The 18678-nt window shown below is 63.3% G+C and carries 18 protein-coding genes; 16 read left to right on the top strand and 2 right to left on the bottom strand.

Annotated features, from left to right (window positions below; translation table 11 throughout):
• Positions 1–11 precede the first annotated feature (11 nt).
• The 10 genes from ACWF6P_RS21710 (at position 12) to holA (ending at position 10244) form a co-directional block, all read left to right on the top strand.
• Positions 12–893, top strand: a complete 882-nt coding sequence (locus tag ACWF6P_RS21710; protein ID WP_200313300.1) for an AAA family ATPase — start codon at positions 12–14, stop codon at positions 891–893.
• Between the two features lie 8 nt (positions 894–901).
• Positions 902–2365 (top strand): vWA domain-containing protein, encoded by a 1464-nt coding sequence (locus tag ACWF6P_RS21705; protein ID WP_378447870.1) that lies wholly within the window; start codon positions 902–904, stop codon positions 2363–2365.
• 18 nt (positions 2366–2383) lie between these two features.
• Positions 2384–3103, top strand: coding sequence for a nicotinate-nucleotide adenylyltransferase (gene nadD, locus ACWF6P_RS21700; RefSeq protein WP_283304147.1), 720 nt, complete (start codon positions 2384–2386; stop codon positions 3101–3103).
• A gap of 74 nt (positions 3104–3177) precedes the next feature.
• Entirely contained in the window at positions 3178–3624 is a 447-nt protein-coding gene (gene rsfS / locus ACWF6P_RS21695; protein WP_003944502.1) for a ribosome silencing factor, read from the top strand.
• Complete coding sequence (locus tag ACWF6P_RS21690) at positions 3621–4295, top strand: histidine phosphatase family protein (protein ID WP_003944563.1); 675 nt, start codon at positions 3621–3623, stop codon at positions 4293–4295. Before rsfS ends, ACWF6P_RS21690 begins: the two co-directional genes overlap by 4 nt.
• On the top strand, positions 4282–5064 hold the full coding sequence (octT, locus tag ACWF6P_RS21685; protein WP_452622407.1) for a diglucosylglycerate octanoyltransferase: 783 nt from the start codon (positions 4282–4284) through the stop codon (positions 5062–5064). The genes ACWF6P_RS21690 and octT overlap by 14 nt, the downstream gene beginning before the upstream one ends.
• A 4-nt stretch (positions 5065–5068) precedes the next feature.
• Complete coding sequence (locus ACWF6P_RS21680) at positions 5069–5923, top strand: DegV family protein (RefSeq protein WP_452622406.1); 855 nt, start codon at positions 5069–5071, stop codon at positions 5921–5923.
• Positions 5924–6004: 81 nt separating this feature from the next.
• Positions 6005–6913 carry a helix-hairpin-helix domain-containing protein gene (locus tag ACWF6P_RS21675; protein WP_452622405.1) on the top strand — a complete coding sequence of 303 codons (909 nt, stop codon included), beginning with the start codon at positions 6005–6007 and terminating at the stop codon, positions 6911–6913.
• The gene (locus tag ACWF6P_RS21670; protein ID WP_452622404.1) at positions 6910–9270 is read left to right on the top strand and encodes a ComEC/Rec2 family competence protein; all 2361 of its coding nucleotides are present in this window, start codon (positions 6910–6912) and stop codon (positions 9268–9270) included. The genes ACWF6P_RS21675 and ACWF6P_RS21670 overlap by 4 nt, the downstream gene beginning before the upstream one ends.
• Positions 9267–10244, top strand: a complete 978-nt coding sequence (gene holA / locus ACWF6P_RS21665; RefSeq protein WP_283304155.1) for a DNA polymerase III subunit delta — start codon at positions 9267–9269, stop codon at positions 10242–10244. Before ACWF6P_RS21670 ends, holA begins: the two co-directional genes overlap by 4 nt.
• 169 nt (positions 10245–10413) lie before the next feature.
• Here the strand turns inward: holA and rpsT are convergent, their stop codons facing one another.
• On the bottom strand, positions 10414–10674 hold the full coding sequence (gene rpsT / locus ACWF6P_RS21660; RefSeq protein WP_003944567.1) for a 30S ribosomal protein S20: 261 nt from the start codon (positions 10672–10674) through the stop codon (positions 10414–10416).
• A 197-nt stretch (positions 10675–10871) separates the two neighbouring features.
• Between rpsT and ACWF6P_RS21655 the strand changes: the two genes are divergently transcribed.
• The 4 genes from ACWF6P_RS21655 to ACWF6P_RS21640 are packed head-to-tail and all read left to right on the top strand — an operon-like array spanning position 10872 to position 15200.
• On the top strand, positions 10872–12500 hold the full coding sequence (locus ACWF6P_RS21655) for a circularly permuted type 2 ATP-grasp protein (protein WP_378546767.1): 1629 nt from the start codon (positions 10872–10874) through the stop codon (positions 12498–12500).
• Between the two features lie 56 nt (positions 12501–12556).
• Positions 12557–13528, top strand: a complete 972-nt coding sequence (locus ACWF6P_RS21650; protein WP_095969748.1) for an alpha-E domain-containing protein — start codon at positions 12557–12559, stop codon at positions 13526–13528.
• A gap of 8 nt (positions 13529–13536) precedes the next feature.
• The gene (locus ACWF6P_RS21645; protein ID WP_095969749.1) at positions 13537–14367 is read left to right on the top strand and encodes a transglutaminase family protein; all 831 of its coding nucleotides are present in this window, start codon (positions 13537–13539) and stop codon (positions 14365–14367) included.
• Between the two features lie 59 nt (positions 14368–14426).
• A complete protein-coding gene (locus ACWF6P_RS21640; protein ID WP_003944482.1) occupies positions 14427–15200 on the top strand; it encodes an aquaporin in 774 nt (257 codons plus the stop codon).
• A 31-nt stretch (positions 15201–15231) separates the two neighbouring features.
• Here ACWF6P_RS21640 and ACWF6P_RS21635 read toward each other — a convergent pair whose 3' ends face one another.
• Positions 15232–15765, bottom strand: coding sequence for a type II toxin-antitoxin system PemK/MazF family toxin (locus ACWF6P_RS21635; protein WP_452622403.1), 534 nt, complete (start codon positions 15763–15765; stop codon positions 15232–15234).
• Positions 15766–15837: 72 nt separating this feature from the next.
• On the opposite strand from ACWF6P_RS21635, the gene lepA reads away from it, so the two are divergent.
• On the top strand, positions 15838–17730 hold the full coding sequence (lepA, locus tag ACWF6P_RS21630; protein WP_230813932.1) for a translation elongation factor 4: 1893 nt from the start codon (positions 15838–15840) through the stop codon (positions 17728–17730).
• Positions 17731–17736: 6 nt separating this feature from the next.
• A complete protein-coding gene (locus ACWF6P_RS21625; protein ID WP_452622402.1) occupies positions 17737–18666 on the top strand; it encodes an NAD(P)H-dependent flavin oxidoreductase in 930 nt (309 codons plus the stop codon).
• Positions 18667–18678 lie beyond the last annotated feature (12 nt).

Here is an 18678-nt window from a genome sequence, read left to right as displayed (position 1 = left end):
AGGAGTTAACCGTGGACCGAGCTCTTCCCGATACAACACCGTTCTTCTCGAGCGTCGACGACGTGATCGAGCGTCTGGCCGAGACGGGTTACCTGTCCGACAAGGGCACTGCAACGGCAGTGTTCCTTGCCGACCGACTGGGCAAGCCCCTGCTCATCGAGGGACCGGCCGGTGTCGGTAAGACCGAGTTGGCGCGCGCGGTAGCCCAGACGACAGGCGCCGAGTTGGTGCGCCTGCAGTGCTACGAGGGCGTCGACGAGGCTCGTGCACTCTACGAGTGGAACCACGCGAAGCAGATTCTTCGGATTCAGTCCGGCTCCGACCACAGCTGGGACTCGACGAAGGCGGATGTCTTCTCGGAGGAGTTCCTGCTCGCTCGTCCACTGCTCAAGGCCATTCGCCGCGAGGACCCGACGGTGCTGTTGATCGACGAGACGGACAAGGCCGACGTCGAGATCGAAGGCCTGCTCCTCGAAGTCCTCAGCGATTTCGCGGTCACGATTCCCGAGCTCGGAACTATTACCGCTACCCGCAAGCCCTTCACTGTGTTGACCTCGAATGCCACTCGCGAACTCTCCGAGGCACTCAAGCGTCGTTGCCTCTTCCTGCATCTCGACTTCCCGGATGCGGACCTCGAGCGCCGCATCCTCGCCAGTCGGGTGCCGGAACTGCCCGAAGCGATTGCCGAGCAGCTGGTCAACACCATTCGTGTTCTTCGCGGAATGCAGCTCAAGAAGGTCCCTTCGGTGTCGGAGACCATCGACTGGGGCCGCACACTCCTGGCTCTGGGCATGGACACTCTCGACGACGATGCCGTTCGCGCCACGCTCGGCGTGATCCTCAAGCACCAGTCGGACCAGGTGCGTGCCGCCGCTGAACTTCGGCTGAACTGAGGTCTGACATGGCTCCCGCAGGATCGACGTCGCCGCTCTCGCCTGGCGGCCTGGCAGCGCCGCACGGGATTCCCGGTCACCTCGTCGATTTTGTCGAGGCGCTGCGACGACGCGGAATCATGGTCGGCCCGTCCGAGACCGTCGACGCCGGTCAGGTCATGTCGGTTCTCGATCTGCTCGATCGTGAGGCTCTTCGTGAAGGGCTGGCGTGCTCGCTCCTGCGCAGGCCGACCCACCGGGCCACGTTCGACGCCGTCTTCGATCTGTGGTTCCCCAAAGCGATCGGTGACCGGGCGGTCGGAGACGTCGACGTCTCACTGCCGCGTAAGCCCGACGGTTCGATCGATCTGCAGGCCTTGCGTGAGTTGATCGCCGAATTGCTGACTGACGGCAGCGACGAGGCGATGGAGTTGACCGAACTTCTCACCGCCGCAATGGTCGAGGAACTCGGGCAGTACCAGTCGAGCAACGGCCCGTCGTTCTCCGCCTACCAGGCACTGCGCGACGTCGCCCCGGAGACTTTGCTCAACAAGATCCTGCAGGGTCTACTCGGCAACCAGGAGGGTTCCGGGTCGGAAGGCAAGGACAACTCCGACTATCAATCCGAGGTCGCCAAACGCACGGCAGCGCAGCGCATCGCGGACTTCCGCAAGATGGTCGAGAAGGAAACGCGTCGACGCACCGCTGAGAATCTGGGCAAGGAACGGGTCGCCACGTACGGCGTTCCGAAACTCGCGGAGGAAGTCGACTTCCTGCGGGCCTCCGACGCCGAACTCACCACGCTGAAGAAGAACGTCGCACCCCTGGCTCGTCTGCTGGCCAGCCGTCTCGCCGTGCGTCGTAGCCGCTCCCGCGCGGGTTCGATCGACCTGCGTCGCACCTTGCGCAAGTCCATGTCGACGGGTGGAGTGCCGATCGATCTGGTGCAGCGCAAGCCGAAGCGAGCACGGCCGGAACTTGTGGTGATGTGCGACGTATCCGGCTCGGTGGCGGGGTTCAGCCATTTCACCCTGCTGCTCGTGAACGCCTTGCGTGAGCAGTTCTCGCGCGTGCGGGTGTTCGCGTTCATCGACACGACCGACGAGGTCACGCGGTTCTTCGACTCGAACGCAGACCTCGGGTCCGCGATGTCACGGATGGTGCGTGAAGCCGAACTGATCACCTACGACGGGCACTCCGACTACGGGCACGCTTTCGGTGTGTTCCAGGAGAAGTTCGCGCAGTCGATCACCAGTCGCACGTCGCTGCTGGTCCTCGGCGACGGTCGCAACAACTACCGAGACCCCAACCTTCAGTCGCTGTCGCAGATGGTGGCAGTAGCCAAGCACGCGCACTGGCTCAACCCTGAGCCGAAGGGGCAATGGGGAACGGGCGACTCCGCGGCGAAGGTCTACAACGAGGTCATCAGCATGCATGAGTGCCGCTCGGCCCAGCAGCTCGCCGACGTCGTGTCCCGCCTGCTGCCGGTCTGACCCGTAAGCTCGACACTCGTGCAGAAGGGACTATCGGTGGAACGTGCTCGACGCCTCGGAGTGATGGGTGGCACTTTCGACCCCATTCACCATGGGCACCTCGTTGCGGCCAGTGAGGTCGCCGACAGGTTCGGACTCGACGAAGTGATCTTCGTCCCCACCGGACGACCCTGGCAGAAGCAGGGGAAGGGCGTCAGTCCTGCCGAGGACCGTTACCTCATGACGGTCATCGCCACCGCCTCCAACCCGCGGTTTTCGGTCTCTCGGGTCGACGTCGATCGTGAGAAAGTCACGTACACCGTGGACACGCTGCGAGACCTCCGGGCCTATCACCCCGACGCCGAACTCTTCTTCATCACCGGTGCCGATGCGCTGGCCAGCATCCTTTCCTGGCAAGATTGGGAAGAGTTGTTCGCATTGGCGAAGTTCGTCGGGGTATCGCGACCGGGTTTCGATCTCAATGCCGAACACCTGGCCGGTCACCTCGACACCATGCCCGCCGACGCGGTCACGTTGATAGAGATTCCGGCACTTGCCATTTCGTCGACCGAATGTCGGCGTCGGGCAAGTGAAGACCGTCCCGTCTGGTACCTGGTGCCGGATGGAGTGGTGCAGTACATCTCGAAGCGGAACCTGTATCGACCTGTCGACGCGGAGCGCCGCGACGGAGCTACAACGATGTCGGAGCCCGCGCCGGGGAAGTCGGAAGCCGTCCCGGGCGCAACCGACTCGAACTAGCCGAGAACTAAAAGCACGTTCTCGCTTGCCGAGAACAATATGTATTTTCTGAAGACGAAACTGGAGAACATCGAGTGAGCGCAAATACCGAAGCCATCGACATGGCACGCATCGCGGCCCTGGCAGCCGACGAGAAGCTGGCCACCGAAGTGGTGGTGCTCGATGTGTCCGAACAGCTGGTCATCACGGACTGCTTCGTGATCGCGTCCGCGACCAACGAGCGTCAGGTCAACTCGATCGTCGAGAACATCGAGGATCGCCTCCGCGAAGCCGGACACAAGCCTGTCCGTCGTGAAGGCACCCGCGAGGGCCGCTGGGCGCTGCTCGACTACGCCGACATCGTCGTCCACGTCCAGCACGACGAGGAGCGCAACTTCTACGCTCTCGATCGCCTGTGGAAGGACTGCCCGACGGTCGAGGTCGAAGGCCTCGGACAGAACCGTCCCGGCCCCGCCGACGCCAACACGGTGTTCGAGACCGACACGGTTTCCGAGCCGGACGCGCAGGATCCCTCGCTGTGACTTCATCGGCGCCCAGAGCGGCGTCGAACCCTGTCCGCCGGCTCATCCTGCTGCGTCACGGACAGACCGAATACAACGCCGACTCTCGGATGCAGGGGCAACTCGACACCGACCTGTCGGAGTTGGGGCGTACGCAGGCCAAGAGTGCAGGTCCGGTGATCGCCGATCGCAGGCCGTTGACGATCGTGTCCTCGGATCTGCGGCGCGCGTATTTCACGGCAGTCGCTGTCGGTGACGCTGCCGGCCTTCCGGTCCTCACCGACACGCGTCTGCGTGAGACACACCTGGGCGAGTGGCAAGGCCTGACGCATCACGACGTCGACGAGCGCACTCCCGGTGTGCGATCTGCCTGGCGGGCAGATGCCACGTTGGCGCCGCCCGGCGGTGAAAGCCGAATCGACGTCGCAAATCGCAGCCTTCCGGTAGTTCACGAACTACTCGAGACGCACCCGGACTGGGCCGAGAGGCCCGTGGTTCTGGTGGCGCACGGAGGCTTGATCGCGGCACTGACAGCGGCATTGCTCGACCTGCCCATCGACCGCTGGGCTGTACTCGGCGGATTGGGAAACACCAGTTGGGTGCAACTCAGCGGACATGGTGACGTCAAGTCGATCGAGTGGCGACTCGACGTATGGAATGCTTCTGCGAGTGTCGCAAATGACGTCCTCTGAAAGTGCCGACGGGCAGCGCCCCGTCCTCCTCGTGCTCGCGGATTCGCTGTCGTATTTCGGCCCCAAAGGCGGGCTCGCGGCAGATCATCCACGCATCTGGCCCAACATCGTGGCCGACGAACTCGGCTGGGATGTCGAGCTGGTCGCCCGTATCGGCTGGACGTGCCGCGACGCGTGGTGGGCACTGACTCAGGATCCTCGTGTGTGGGCGGCGGTGCCGCGGGCCGGCGCCGTCGTGTTCGCAGTCGGCGGTATGGACTCGCTGCCGTCCCCCTTGCCTACGGCGCTCCGCGAGACCATCCGCTACGTTCGTCCTCCGGCGCTTCGACGCGTGGTGCGCGAGGGTTATCAGTGGCTGCAGCCGCGGCTTGCACCTCTGGGCCGCCCGGTCGCGCTTCCGCCCAAGCTGAGCGTCGAGTATTTGGAAAGCTCGCGAAATGCGTTGGAGTACATGCGGCCAGAACTGCCGATGATCGCGACCTTGCCGTCCGTGCACCGCAGCGATGCCTACGCAAGCGTGCACGCCGGCCGACCGGCCGCGGTGTCCGCGATCACCGAGTGGGCAACGGAGAAAGACGTTCCCGTGGTCGATCTCGCGGATGCAGTGCGTGACAACGTCTTTTCCGAGAACGGGAATCCCGACGGCATTCACTGGGGTTGGGACGGTCACGTCGGCGTAGCCCGGGCGATGATTGCCGCGATCCGCGGGGTCGAAGCGCAGAAACCGGTTTCGCCGCAACTAGTTTCACCTCCGAGCGAAGTCGGGTAGCACAGTGCCGGTCGTCGTCGTCACGGATTCCTCCGCCTGCATTCCGCAGGAGTCGGCCGACGCATGTGGCATTCAGGTGGTTCCGCTCCATGTGCTCCGTGACGGCTGCGACTTGCGTGAGGGCGTCGACGCAATGCCGAACGATCTGTCGGGAGTGACAACGGCCGGAGCGTCGCCCGCCGAGTTGTCCGAAGCGTATGCACGCGCCCTGGAGATGAGCGACGGTGACGGCGTCCTCGCCGTTCATATTTCACGTCAACTCTCGGGAACGTGGGAAGCCGGACGAGTCGCGGCCCAGGAGTTCGGTGGCGCCGTCCGGATCGTCGATTCGCAGTCCGCCGGAATGGGTTTGGGATATCCCGCTCTCGAAGCTGCACGCTTGGCCGAGAAGGGCGCTTCACTCGAAGAGGCATATGGCCGGGCGGTCGACGTTGCAAGTCGTGGGCGCTGCTACATCGTCGTCGACAAACTTGATCAATTGCGCCGGGGCGGACGAATCGGAACCGCAGCCGCGTTGCTGGGTACTGCATTGGCGATGAAGCCGATCCTGCATCTGGTGGACGGCAAGCTGGTGCTCGGCGAGAAAACACGTACCACCACCAAAGCACTTGCACGCTTGGTGGATTCGGCAGTAGAACGCGCCGGTCTCGGCCGTGTGGCGATAGCCGTGCATCACATGCGAGCCCGAGAGCGTGCGGACGGGATAGCCGAACAGTTGGCCGAGCGCATTCCCGACGTAGCGGAATCCGTGGTCACCGACTTCAGCGCGGTCATCGGAGCGCACGTCGGTGTCGGCGCGATCGGTGTTGTGGTGTGCCCGCTGCCGGACATCGACATGACGATCGACACGAGCGCCTGAGCGTTTCTCCACAACCCGCGAGTTCTCCACAGATTGAAATTGTTCGTCATTGGCGGTGAGGTCTCTCGTTAGCGTCCAGTCATGAGGATCAGCGAGGAGCGCGAGCGGGCGCGTGATCGCCTCGCGGCGATGGACGGCAACTACAGGCAGCGACACGAGGACGTCGAAGAATTCGAGGATTCAGCGTCTTTCGAGAGGTCCCCGCAGCCATTCGAGAGATCCCCCGAGTGGCTTCAGGACTTCGACGAGGAAGAGTGCGAAGCTCAACCCGACTCGTCACGGTTCGATCGACTGCCCGAGCGTTGGCGCGGAACACGTTGGCGCCCGAGTCGATCGGCGACCTGGGTGTTGGCGATCGTCGCTGCACTGGCCACGGCTATCGGCTTGTTCACCGTGTGGTGGGATTCTCCGAGTATGCAGGCGGTCCCACCGCTGCCCTCGCCCCAGAATGTCACGGCGCAGAATGTCACTGCCGACGATGGTAAATCACCCAGTCCCGTACCTTCCGGTGTCGTAGCAGAGCAGCGGCCTGAGGCTCTGGTGGTCAGTGTCGTCGGACTCGTGCGCACGCCGGGTCTTGTCAACCTACATTCGGGCTCGCGCATTGCCGACGCGCTCGCTGCGGCAGGTGGAGTGCTCGAGGGCGCCGAGACAGTGGGCCTGAATCTGGCGCAGAAGCTTGCCGACGGTGATCAGATCGTGGTGGGTGCGGCCGATCAGTCCGGCGGTGTATCGCCGAGTTCGAGCACCACCGCGGGAGATACCGGCGCTGCCGCTACAGGTGAAACGGGCGGGGCCGGGCTGGTGAACCTCAATACCGCTACCGAGGCCGAATTGGACGGGCTTCCCGGGGTGGGGCCGGTAACGGCTGCGGCGATTGTTTCCTGGCGCACCTCCAACGGAAAGTTCACGGACATCGAGCAATTGGGGGAAGTCGACGGGATCGGCCCCGCGAGGTTGGCGAAGCTGCGAGTGCTGGTGTCGGTATGAACGAATCGGAGGTCCGGCCCGTTCTCGACGCTCGACTGCTTTTGTCGGCCGTCGCAGTGTGGGGGAGCAGTGCGGTGGGGATACTGTTCGGCGCGGTCGCCGCGTGGGTACTGGCGGTGGCATGTGCGGTTCCAGCGGCAATCCTGACTGTCGTGGTCGTGCGCCGGACATCTACGGTGTGGGCACGAATCATGTTGGTTGCATTGCTGTTCGGCGCCGGGTGTAGTGCGGTCAGCGGGTGGCGAGCGACCGAGGTCGAGGGGCACCCACTGACCCGGGCTGCCCTCGAGGGATCGTGGGTGAGTGTCGAAGTGGAACCCATTGAGGATCCGCACGTGGTCTCCGGCGCGGTGGGTCAAGGTCAGGTCTTCTTCCGGGCAACCGTCAATTCAGTGACTGCACACAACCACAGGTACTCCGGAGGCGGCTTGGTCACCATCCGGGCGCCCAGTTCGTCGTGGCTCGAAGTTGTTCCAGGGCAGAGCCTCACGGTTCGCGGCCGGGCGAGTCAGCCCTGGCGTAGCGATTCCACGCTCGCCGTGATCACGTCCGAAGGCCCTCCCGTCGCGGTGGGAGACGTGCCTTGGTACCAGCGATGGGCGAGTGTGGTACGCACTCGTTTCGCGGCTGCGTGCTCGGCTGCACTCCCGCCGGATCAGGCAGGTCTGCTGCCTGGCCTCGTCGTCGGAGACACGTCGGCGTTGTCGCCGGTGGTGAAGGACAACTTCACCGTTGCCGGGCTTTCCCATCTCACCGCGGTGTCCGGCGCCAACATCAGCATTCTGCTCGGGGCCGTTCTGCTGTTGGTCAGAGCAGCGGCGCTGAGTCCGCGGGTCGGCGCCGTCTTGGCACTGATGGCCCTCGTCGCTTTTGTTGTCGTCGCGAGGCCGTCGCCGAGTGTTCTGCGTGCCTCGGTGATGGGCCTGATCGGCCTGCTCAGTGTGGTCACCGGTCGTCGCAAACAGGCACTGCCTGCTCTTGCCGCCGCCGTCATCGTTCTTGTTGTCGTGATGCCCGAGCTTGCCGTCGACTGGGGATTTGCGCTCTCGACCACGGCCACCGGTGCACTGGTGATCATTGCCCCCGTGTGGGTGGATGTTCTCCGTCGACGAAGTTGGCCTCGATGGCTCGCGGAGATGACAGCCGTCTCGAGTGCTGCGTTTGTCGTGACTGCACCGTTGGTGGGCGCCATGGCGGGAACAATCAGTGTCGTCACGATTGCCGCGAACATGGCAGTAGCTCCCGTGATCGGAATTGTCACGGTGTTCGGTGCGGTGATTGCCCTGTGCGCGCTGATCAGTCCGTCGATTGCCGCGTTCATTGCTCCGCTCGTCCGGCCTCCGATGGGGTGGCTGCTGTACGTGTCCGAGCGAGCGGCGGCGCTTCCCGGAGCGTCGGTGGTGGTGCCGTCAGGACTCATCGGTGCTCTCGTCGTCGTGGGCGTCTTACTGGTCGTAGCACTGACGCTGTGGAATCGGATCTCGAGATGGGTGGTCGGCGTCCTCGTTCTGGGAGTTGTTCTAGCGCTCATCTTTCAACACGTGTTCGGGGGTGGTCGTATTGCTCCGGGGTGGGTGCTGGTGATGTGCGACGTCGGTCAGGGGGACGGTCTTGTGCTCTCGACCGGCGACGGCAGGGTGATCGTGATCGATGTCGGTCCTGATCCCACGTCGATGGATCGTTGCCTGAACATGTTGGACGTCAACGACATCGCGTTGCTGATGATCAGTCACTTTCACGCCGATCACATCGGAGGATTGGAGGCAGTTCTGGGTGGGCGTTCGGTCGCCGCGATAGGGGTGGGTTCGATGTTGTTGCCGGAGTCGGGTTTTCGGTCGGTGAAGAGCGCTGCCGACTCGCAGGCCGTTCCGGTTGTCTCGTTGCGGGCGGATGCAGAGTTGACGTTGGGATCGGTGCGCATGGAGGTTCTCGGTCCGTTGGTTCCGGCTCCCCGCGATTCCGTCGACGCCGCGGATGCTGCCAACGATCAGTCGCTGGTGGTGATGGCGCACACGGGCGCGGGTCGAATTCTGTTGACGGGCGACGCCGAAGTTGCGGGGGAGGAGGCCATCCTCCGATCGGGAACGGACGTGAAGGCCGATGTGTTGAAGCTGCCCCATCACGGTTCCCGGACTACGTCGTCGGCATTTCTGGAAGCGGTGCGTCCGAGGTTGACGATGATCAGCGTCGGCGCCGGCAACAGTTTCGGGCACCCGAATGCTGAGGTTCTCGACGAACTGGCGTCATTGGGTGGGGCGGTGGTTCGGACGGACGTCGACGGCACTGTCGCGGTGTACGGCGGTGGCGGCGGGTCTGTGTCGATCGTGTCGGTTCCTCGTGGGACCATCTTCGGGTGAGTAATCCGTCTGGTGTCGATCCGCTGCATCTTGTTCTGGGGGACGACGAGTTCCTCATCGACCGCACGGTATCGCAGCTCATCAGAGCCGTCCGCGGTGACCGCGGCCAGGGCATTTCGGATCTCCCGGTAACCAAGATGCGTGCCGGAGACACCAATGCTCCCGAGTTGGCTGAGCTGCTCAGCCCTTCTCTTTTTGCCGAAGACCGTGTGATCGTCTTGGAATCGGCCGCAGAAGCAGGCAAAGATGCCGTAGCTCTTGTCCTGGAGGCGGCGCGTGAGCCGGCAGAAGGCGTCGTTCTGATCGTCGTGCACTCGGGCGGCGGTCGCGCGAAAGCGTTGGCACCGGCCCTCGAGAAGCTCGGTGCCACGGTGCACAGCTGCGGAAAACTGAACAAGAGTCAGCTGGTCGACTTCGTCCGCGGTGAGTTCCGGACCGCCGACGTCAGGGTTGCGCCCGACGCGATCGCAGCGATGATCGAAAGTGTCGGCTCCAACCTCCGCGAACTGGCATCGGCCTGCTCACAATTGGCGGCAGATACCGGCGGCAAGATCGACGTCGATGCGGTCCACAAGTATTACTCGGGCAAGGCCGAGGTTTCCGGATTCGACGTGGCCGACAAAGTCATCGTCGGCGATACCCGGGGTGCGCTCGAGGCGCTCCGATGGGCAGATCAGATCGGAACTGCCCATGTCCTGCTCGCTGATGCCCTCGCCGACGCAGTCCACACCATCGCGAAGGTCGGCCCGTTTGCCCGGGGCGGTGACCCGTTCCGGTTGGCGTCGGATCTCGGGATGCCGCCGTGGAAGGTCAAGAAGGCGATCAAGGAAGTCGGCGGCTGGGATCCCACGTCGATCGGCGCTGCGATGCAGATCGTCGCCGCCCTCAATGCCGACGTGAAGGGCGCCGCAGTCGACTCGTCCTTCGCCCTGGAGATGGCAGTGCGGAAAGTGTGTGCACTGCGGAAGAACTGAGGACACGATGTCTCAGCGCGAGGTTGGCCGACAGTAGTCTCGCGGCCGTGGAGACACCCGTCCACTAACCCAGCAAGCCTGATCGAGAACGCAAAATAGCCGCCTGGTCTTTCGACCTGGCGGCTATCGAGACGAACCAATATGACGGCGAACCGTCACAGTGGAAACGTCAGAGCTTGTTGGCAGCCTGCGAGAGAGCAGACTTCTTGTTGGCAGCCTGGTTGGCGTGAATAACGCCCTTGCTGGCTGCCTTGTCGAGCTTGCGGCTGGTGGAGACGAGGAGCTCGTTGGCCTTGTCCTTGTCACCGGCTGCCGCAGCCTCGCGGAATGAACGGATCGCGGTACGCAGCGAGGACTTCACCGACTGGTTACGGAGTCGGGCCGCCTCGTTGGTACGGATTCGCTTCACCTGGGACTTGATGTTGGCCACGCGTAAAATCCTTGTCGTCTTTAGCTGGTTACGGTCGAGAAAGCTGTGGGCGCAGTGATGCACCGACTGGCAAGATTACCAGCCGAGGGCCCAAGAACCCAAACCGTCGCACGGTGCGTCTGTCGAGAAGAGTACACCGAGCGCCCGATCTCTCGCCGGGCTGCCGAATAGCCGCACTTGTAGCAGCATGTTGCCCTATGACGCCGCCGCCTTCGAAAAGTTCGAGTAAAACAGGTTCGACCACCACCCGAGCGCGTCCCGCTGCAGTGTTCGACGGATATTCAGACATCGGTCGCTACGAGTTGGCTTTCGACGAGATGTTCGAGCCCGACGGCTCGGTACGTGCTCCATACAAGGGCGTGTTCAAAGCCCTGGCGCCGACGAGCAGCGCCGACCTCGCCGCGCGTGCGGACGCGCTGGGACGCGCATTCATCGACCAGGGCGTGACATTCTCGTTGTCCGGCCAGGAACGACCCTTTCCATTGGATCTGGTGCCGCGGGTCATCGCCGCACAGGAGTGGTCGCGGCTGGAAAAGGGCATCAAGCAGCGGGTGAAGGCGCTCGAGCTGTTCCTCGCGGACATTTACGGCGAGCAGCGAATCCTGCGCGATCACGTGCTGCCGCGCCGTCTGGTCACCTCGTGTGAGCACTTCCACCGCGAGGCGGCCGGCATCGTGCCGCCCAATGGTGTGCGAATCCACGTCGCCGGTATCGACCTGGTCCGCGACGAGGCCGGGGAGTTCCGAGTACTCGAGGACAACCTGCGATCTCCGTCCGGCGTCTCCTATGTGATGGAAAACCGTCGCACGATGACTCGGGTGTTCCCCGACCTGTTCATGTCCCACAAGGTGCGGGCCGTCGGGGATTACGCAACACACTTGCTGAGGGCGCTGCGCGCGGGTGCTGCACTGAACGAAGCAGACCCCACAGTGGTTGTTCTCACACCAGGTATTGCCAACTCGGCCTATTTCGAGCATTCGTTGCTCGCTCGTCAGATGGGCGTGGAACTCGTCGAAGGTCGCGACCTGTTCTGCCGCGACAACATGGTCTACATGCGCACTACGGAAGGTGAGCGCCAGGTCGACGTCATCTATCGCCGCATCGATGACGAGTACCTCGACCCGATGCACTTCCGCCCGGATTCGATTCTCGGCGTCGCAGGCCTACTGAATGCGGCGCGGGCGGGCAATGTCGTGATCTCGAGTGCCGTCGGCAACGGAGTCGGTGACGACAAGCTGGTCTACACCTACGTTCCGCAGATCATCGACTACTACCTCGGTGAGAAGCCGCTCCTGCAGAACGTCGACACGTTCCGCTGTTGGTTGGACGAGGAGTGCGAGCAAGTCCTCGACCGGGTCGCGGAACTCGTCATCAAGCCTGTGGAAGGGTCCGGCGGCTACGGAATCGTCTTCGGGCCCGACGCGAGCCCCAAGGAGCTGGCCGCGATCACCCGCAAGATCAAGGCGGACCCGCGCGGGTGGATCGCGCAGCCTCTCGTGCAGTTGTCCACGGTGCCGACCAAGATCGACGACGTTCTCTCGCCGCGCCATGTGGACTTGCGGCCCTTTGCCGTCAACGACGGTGACGACGTGTGGGTGTTGCCCGGCGGCCTGACCCGGGTGGCGCTTCCGGAAGGTTCGCTGGTGGTCAACTCCAGCCAGGGCGGCGGAAGCAAGGACACGTGGGTGCTTGCGAGCCGCACCTCTCACGAGGACCCGGAGCTGTCCGGCGAGGAGTTGGTGTCCGAGCCCCCGGAATCCGCGGAACCGGTGCAGGGACCGGAGCTGAGCACCTCACAACAACAACAGCAGCAGCAGCAACAGTGAACTCCACTGAACTGCCCAGCTACCAAGAACTATCAGCGAACGGAGCGTGGTGACTGATGCTTGCTCGCAACGCAGAGTCTCTCTACTGGATCGGCCGCTACGTCGAGCGGGCGGACGACACCGCTCGGATTCTCGATGTCGCCGTCCACCAACTTCTCGACGACGCCACCGTCGATCCTGACCGCACGTCGCGCTTGCTCTTGCGTGTTCTCGGCATCGAGGCACCGGAGGAGAAGCTCGACGTGCGTTCCCTCACCGATCTGGTTGCGTTCAGTCGCAATCAGGTTGGTTCGATCGTGGACTCGCTGGCAAGCGCTCGCGAGAATGCGCGCGGAGCGCGTGAGGTCACGTCGAGCGAGATGTGGGAGTGCTTGAACACCACGTACAACGGATTGGCCGAGCGTGAGCGTGCATCACGCCGGCTGGGCCCGCACGAGTTCTTCCGCTATGTGGAGGAACGCGCAGCGATGTTCGCGGGCCTGGCGGATTCCACGCTCAGTCGCGACGACGGCTACCGGTTCCTTCTGCTGGGGCGCTCGATCGAACGTGTCGACATGATCGTGCGAATGCTGCTGGCGCGCGCCGGTGACCGACCGTCTTCGCCGGCGTGGGTCAGTGTTCTTCGCTCGGCGGGTGCGCATGACACGTATCTGCGTACGTATCGCGGAGCACTCGACGCCAATCGCGTCGTCGAGTTCATCTTGTTGGACAGGCTCTTTCCGCGCTCGGTGTTCCACTCGATCAGGCAGGCAGAGAAGTGCCTACAGGAGCTCGACCCGCAGCCGGGCAGTCGCGTCGGGATCCGGGCGGAGGCGCCGCGGCTTCTGGGCCGCGCACGCAGTGAGCTCGAGTTTTTGCCGCAGGGCGTGTTGCTCGAGGATCTGCAGGGACGGTTGCTCGGTTGGCAGGAGACGTGCCGCGAACTGGGTGAGGCAATTGCATTGCAGTACTTCCACGCCGCGCCGTGGGTCGCATGGACGGATGCCGGGGCCGCGTACGCGGATTCGACGGTGGAGGGAGAGCTGTGAGCTGGCGAATGAGGGTCGTGCACACCACGGGATATGCGTATGACGCCCCGGTGACGTCGTCGTACAACGAGGCGCGATTGACACCCCGCGGCGACACCAGGCAGACGGTGATCCTCACGCGCGTCGAAACCCAGCCGGCAACGCGTTCCTACCGGTACACCGATTACTGGGGCACCGCGGTGACTGCGTTCGACTTGCACGCGCCGCACACCGAACTCGAAGTGACCGGACTGTCGGTGGTGGAAACAGAACCGTTCGTTCAGCCCGAGGAAACCGTCGATTGGGATGAATTGTCGGGTGAAGCGATTAAAGATCGATTCAACGAGCAACTGAGTTTCACGAGATATGTTCCGCGTGATCGTAAGCTGGCGACAATTGCCAAGGAATTGCGCAAAGATAAATCACCTGAAGATGCAGTAGTGGCGGCGTCGCAATGGGTTTACGGTGAAATGTCTTATGTTCCGGGTACGACTGGAGTGCATACGTCGGCGGTCGAGGCCTGGTCGGCCAGGAAAGGTGTCTGCCAGGATTATGCGCATCTGACCTTGGTATTGCTACGAACGATGGGCATTCCGTGTCGATACGTTTCCGGCTATCTCCACCCCAAACGTGATGCGGCAGTCGGGGACACGGTGGTCGGGGAATCGCACGCGTGGATCGAAGCGTGGACCGGCGCGTGGTGGGGATATGACCCGACCAATGCGATAGCTGTGAATGAACAGCATGTCTCCGTCGGAATAGGAAGGGACTATTCGGATGTGCCGCCTTTGAAGGGAATCTTTTCCGGTGGACGCTCCACAGATCTCGAAGTTGTTGTGGAGATCACCAGGCTTGCGTAAAGTCCGGCAAATCTAGGCGCGTGAGCATTACTACCGTTCGATGAGAAGAAGGTGGGAATATGTCTCCAACTGCACAGGAATTGACTGAGATCGAACCGATCTCGGATGTGAAGAAGTATGCGGCCGAAGCGGTGGGGACTTTTGTGCTCGTGTTCTCCGCGGTCGGAACTGCCGTCTTCGCAGGTGCGAAAGTCGGCAATCTCGGAGTTGCCTTCGCATTCGGCTTGACCCTGCTGTTCCTCGTCTATGCGATCGGGCCGATTTCCGGTTGCCACGTCAACCCGGCGGTGACCCTCGGCCAATTCGTGATCGGGCGAATCTCAGCCGTCAATGCGGCGATTTACGTTGTCGCGCAGGTGATCGGCGGTCTGGTAGCCGGCGTCGTCATCTACACGGTCGCGAACAGTCTTCCGGCGTACAACCGTGCTGCTGACGGGCTGGGCGCAAATGGTTGGGGTGCACACAGTCCTTCTGCGGAGAAGAACCTTCTCGGCAACGTGGTCTCGGACGGTTACGGCATCGGTGCCGCCATGATTATCGAGATCCTGCTGACGGCGCTGCTGGTGTTCGTCGTTCTCGCATCGACCGATCAGATCTCGGACGTACCGCTCGCCGGAGTGTCCATCGGCTTCACCCTGGCCGTCATTCACCTGATCTCGATCCCGATCGACAACACCTCCGTCAACCCCGCTCGAAGCCTCGCTGTCGCGCCGTTCCAGGACGGTGCTCTAGGTCAGGTGTGGTTGTTCATCGTGTTCCCACTGATCGGCGGTGCACTCGGCGCACTCATCTATCGAGCACTCTTCGGACGGTTCAACCGTATGGACAGCTGATCGATACTGCTTCTATCCCTTCGGGTCGGCTTCAGCTCCAGCTGAAGTCGGCCCGAAGTTTTGCCGCGACCGCGTCGAACTTCTTGTGATCCATGACGGCGCCCTCGCGGCGGATCCCACTCTCGGGAACATCGAGCACCCGGTCGAGCCGGATCCAGCTCGGCCTGCCCTCGCCGTCCCACGGGCCCGAACCGATTGCGAGCCAATCGCGCTCACCTTCGCGCTTGCTCTGCGAAGACAACATCAGGCCGAGCAGCGTGTCGCCGTCGCGGCCGACTACCAGCACCGGACGGTCTTTGCCCTGGGTCGGATCTTCCTCGTAGGCAACCCAGGTCCAGACGATCTCGCCCGGATCGGCCTTGCCGTCGAGGTCGGGGGAGTACTCCACCTTCCTGGCACGATGTGCGGTCGGAGATGTCCGCGCGGCGACCGGTCGGCCGGACGGACCCGGCTTCGAGGTCGACGACTGAGACGTTGACGACTGCAACTGGCGTAGTAGCGCAGGTCCCTTCTCCACCGCGAGAGCGCCGAGGGTTCTGCCGATCTGCTTCCACATGCTTGCCATAGCGTTCGAGCATAATCACCTGCCCGTGGGAACCCCTGGTACGGCGGCGCCGAGACTTGGATATCCTGAGGGTTGACAGTGGCCCGGATCCGGGCCGGTGCCGGTCCGACTAAGGGGTCTCCCATCAGCAGCTTCGCCGACAAGACGTTCACGGATCCTGCGCAGATCCGGAACTTCTGCATCATCGCGCACATCGATCACGGTAAGTCGACGCTGGCAGATCGCATGCTGCAGCTCACCGGTGTGGTCGAAGAGCGGGCGATGCGTGCGCAGTACCTGGACCGCATGGACATCGAGCGTGAACGCGGCATCACCATCAAGGCCCAGAACGTTCGTCTGCCCTGGACTGTCGACGGCGAAGAGTTTGTTCTCCACCTCATCGACACTCCCGGCCACGTCGACTTCACCTACGAGGTCTCTCGTGCGCTCGAGGCGTGTGAGGGCGCGATTCTGCTGGTCGACGCTGCTCAGGGCATCGAAGCGCAGACGCTGGCCAACCTCTACCTGGCGATGGAGAAGGATCTCAAGATCATTCCCGTCCTCAACAAGATCGACCTCCCGGCCGCGGACCCCGACCGCTATGCCGAAGAGATCGCGCACATCACCGGCTGCGAGCCCGGCGATGTCCTGCGCGTGTCGGGCAAGACCGGCGTGGGCGTCAAGGAACTGCTCGACGAAGTAATCGTGCAGATCCCCGCACCAGTGGGTGATGCTGACGGTCCGGCTCGCGCCATGATCTTCGACTCGGTTTACGACGCATACCGCGGCGTGGTCACCTACGTGCGCGTGGTCGACGGTCGGATCCGTCCCCGCGAGAAGATCACGATGATGTCGACGGGCACCACACACGAACTGCTCGAGGTCGGCATCATCTCGCCCGAGCCGAAGGCCAGTATCGGTCTGGGCGTCGGCGAGGTGGGCTACCTCATCACGGGTGTGAAGGACGTCCGCCAGTCGCGCGTCGGTGACACCGTCACCACAACCCGCAACGGCGCGACCGAACCGCTGGTCGGCTATCGCGATCCCAAGCCGATGGTCTATTCAGGTCTCTACCCGATGGACGGCTCGGACTACCCGGTGCTGCGCGACGCTCTCGACAAGCTCCGCCTCAACGACGCGGCACTGGCCTACGAGCCGGAGACATCGGTTGCCCTCGGATTCGGCTTCCGCTGCGGCTTCCTCGGCCTGCTGCACATGGAGATCACCCGCGACCGCCTCGAGCGTGAGTTCGGCCTGGAACTGATTTCCACCGCGCCCAACGTCGTCTACCGCGTCGTGATGGAAGACGGGGCCGAGGTCATCGTCACCAACCCGTCGTACTGGCCGGAAGGCAAGGTTCGTGAGGTCTACGAGCCGGTCGCCAAGTGCACCGTCATCGCCCCGAGCGAGTACGTCGGCGCCATCATGGAGCTGTGCCAGTCCCGTCGCGGTGAACTCGGCGGCATGGACTACCTCTCCGAGACTCGCGTCGAATTGCGCTACGAACTGCCCATGGGCGAGATCATGTTCGACTTCTTCGACGCCCTCAAGTCCCGCACCAAGGGTTATGCCAGCCTCGATTACGAGGAGGCCGGTGAACAGCAGGCCGACCTGGTGAAGGTCGACATCCTTCTACAGGGCGAGGCCGTCGACGCATTCTCGTCGATCGTGCACCGCTCCAACGCCGGCGCTTACGGCGGACGCATGACGTCGAAGCTTCGTGAGCTGATTCCTCGCCAGCAGTTCGAGGTTCCGATTCAGGCCGCGATCGGCGCGAAGATCATCTCGCGCGAAAACATTCGCGCAATCCGCAAGGACGTTCTTGCCAAGTGCTACGGCGGCGACATCAGTCGTAAGCGCAAGCTGCTCGAGAAGCAGAAGGAAGGCAAGAAGCGCATGAAGACCATCGGTCGCGTCGAGGTGCCGCAGGAAGCATTCGTCGCAGCCCTGACGTCGGAATCGGTTGGCGAGAAGCCCAAGAAGTAGGAGCGCATGGTCACCACCTGGTTGTCCCGAGAGTTCGGAATCGAAATCCCCGTTCTCGGGGCGCCCATGGGTGGCCGCGCCGGCGGTGCGCTCGCCGGAGCCGTCTCGGCTGCCGGTGGTTTGGGTCTACTGGGCGCAGCCCGGTACAACACACCGGAGTGGATCGAGGCCGAAGCCGAGGATGCCCTTTCGATCGGCGGAAAATTCGGCGTCGGCCTGATGACGTGGTCGCTGCCCGAGAACGAGCTGATGCTCGACGCCGCGATTGCCGTCGCACCGACCATGATCACCTTGTCGTTCGGGGATCCCGCAGCGTACGTCGGACGCATCCACGACGCCGGTATTCCTGTTGTGTCACAGATCAATACGCTCGAAGACCTTCGCATTGTCGAGGCCGCGGGTGTCGACGGCGTGATCGCACAGGGCGGTGAGGCAGGCGGGCACACCGGCCGAATCGGAACTCTGCCGCTGCTGCAGGAGATCCTCGAAGCGACGACGCTTCCGGTGCTGGCAGCAGGCGGAATCGGAACCGGACGCGGCTTGGCTGCAGTACTGGCTGCTGGTGGCGAAGGCGTGATGATCGGCACGGCGCTGCTCGCCAGCCCGGAGACAGTCGGACCGGACTACGCCCGCGACCGCGTCGTCGAAGCCGGAAGCACCGACACGATCTACACCTCAGTTTTCGACCGTGCCCGAAGTCAGCCGTGGCCGCAGCGGTGGGGTGGCCGCGCGGTGGCCAACGAGTTCACCGCCGCATGGCACGGAGTCGACGCCGACGAAGAAACATTGGCAAAGGCGTACGACCCGTCGGATCCGCACAGCGGTGTCGTCTACGCCGGAGAAGCGGTGGGACTCGTGCACGGAACCCATCCGGCCGGCGACGTGGTTCGACGCATCGGCGCCGAATCGGAGCGTCTGCTCGCTCGTTTCGCCTGAAAGCAAGGTCGG

This window comes from Rhodococcus sp. NPDC055024, from assembly GCF_053608585.1.
This window is presented reverse-complemented; position numbering and strand designations above follow the sequence as displayed.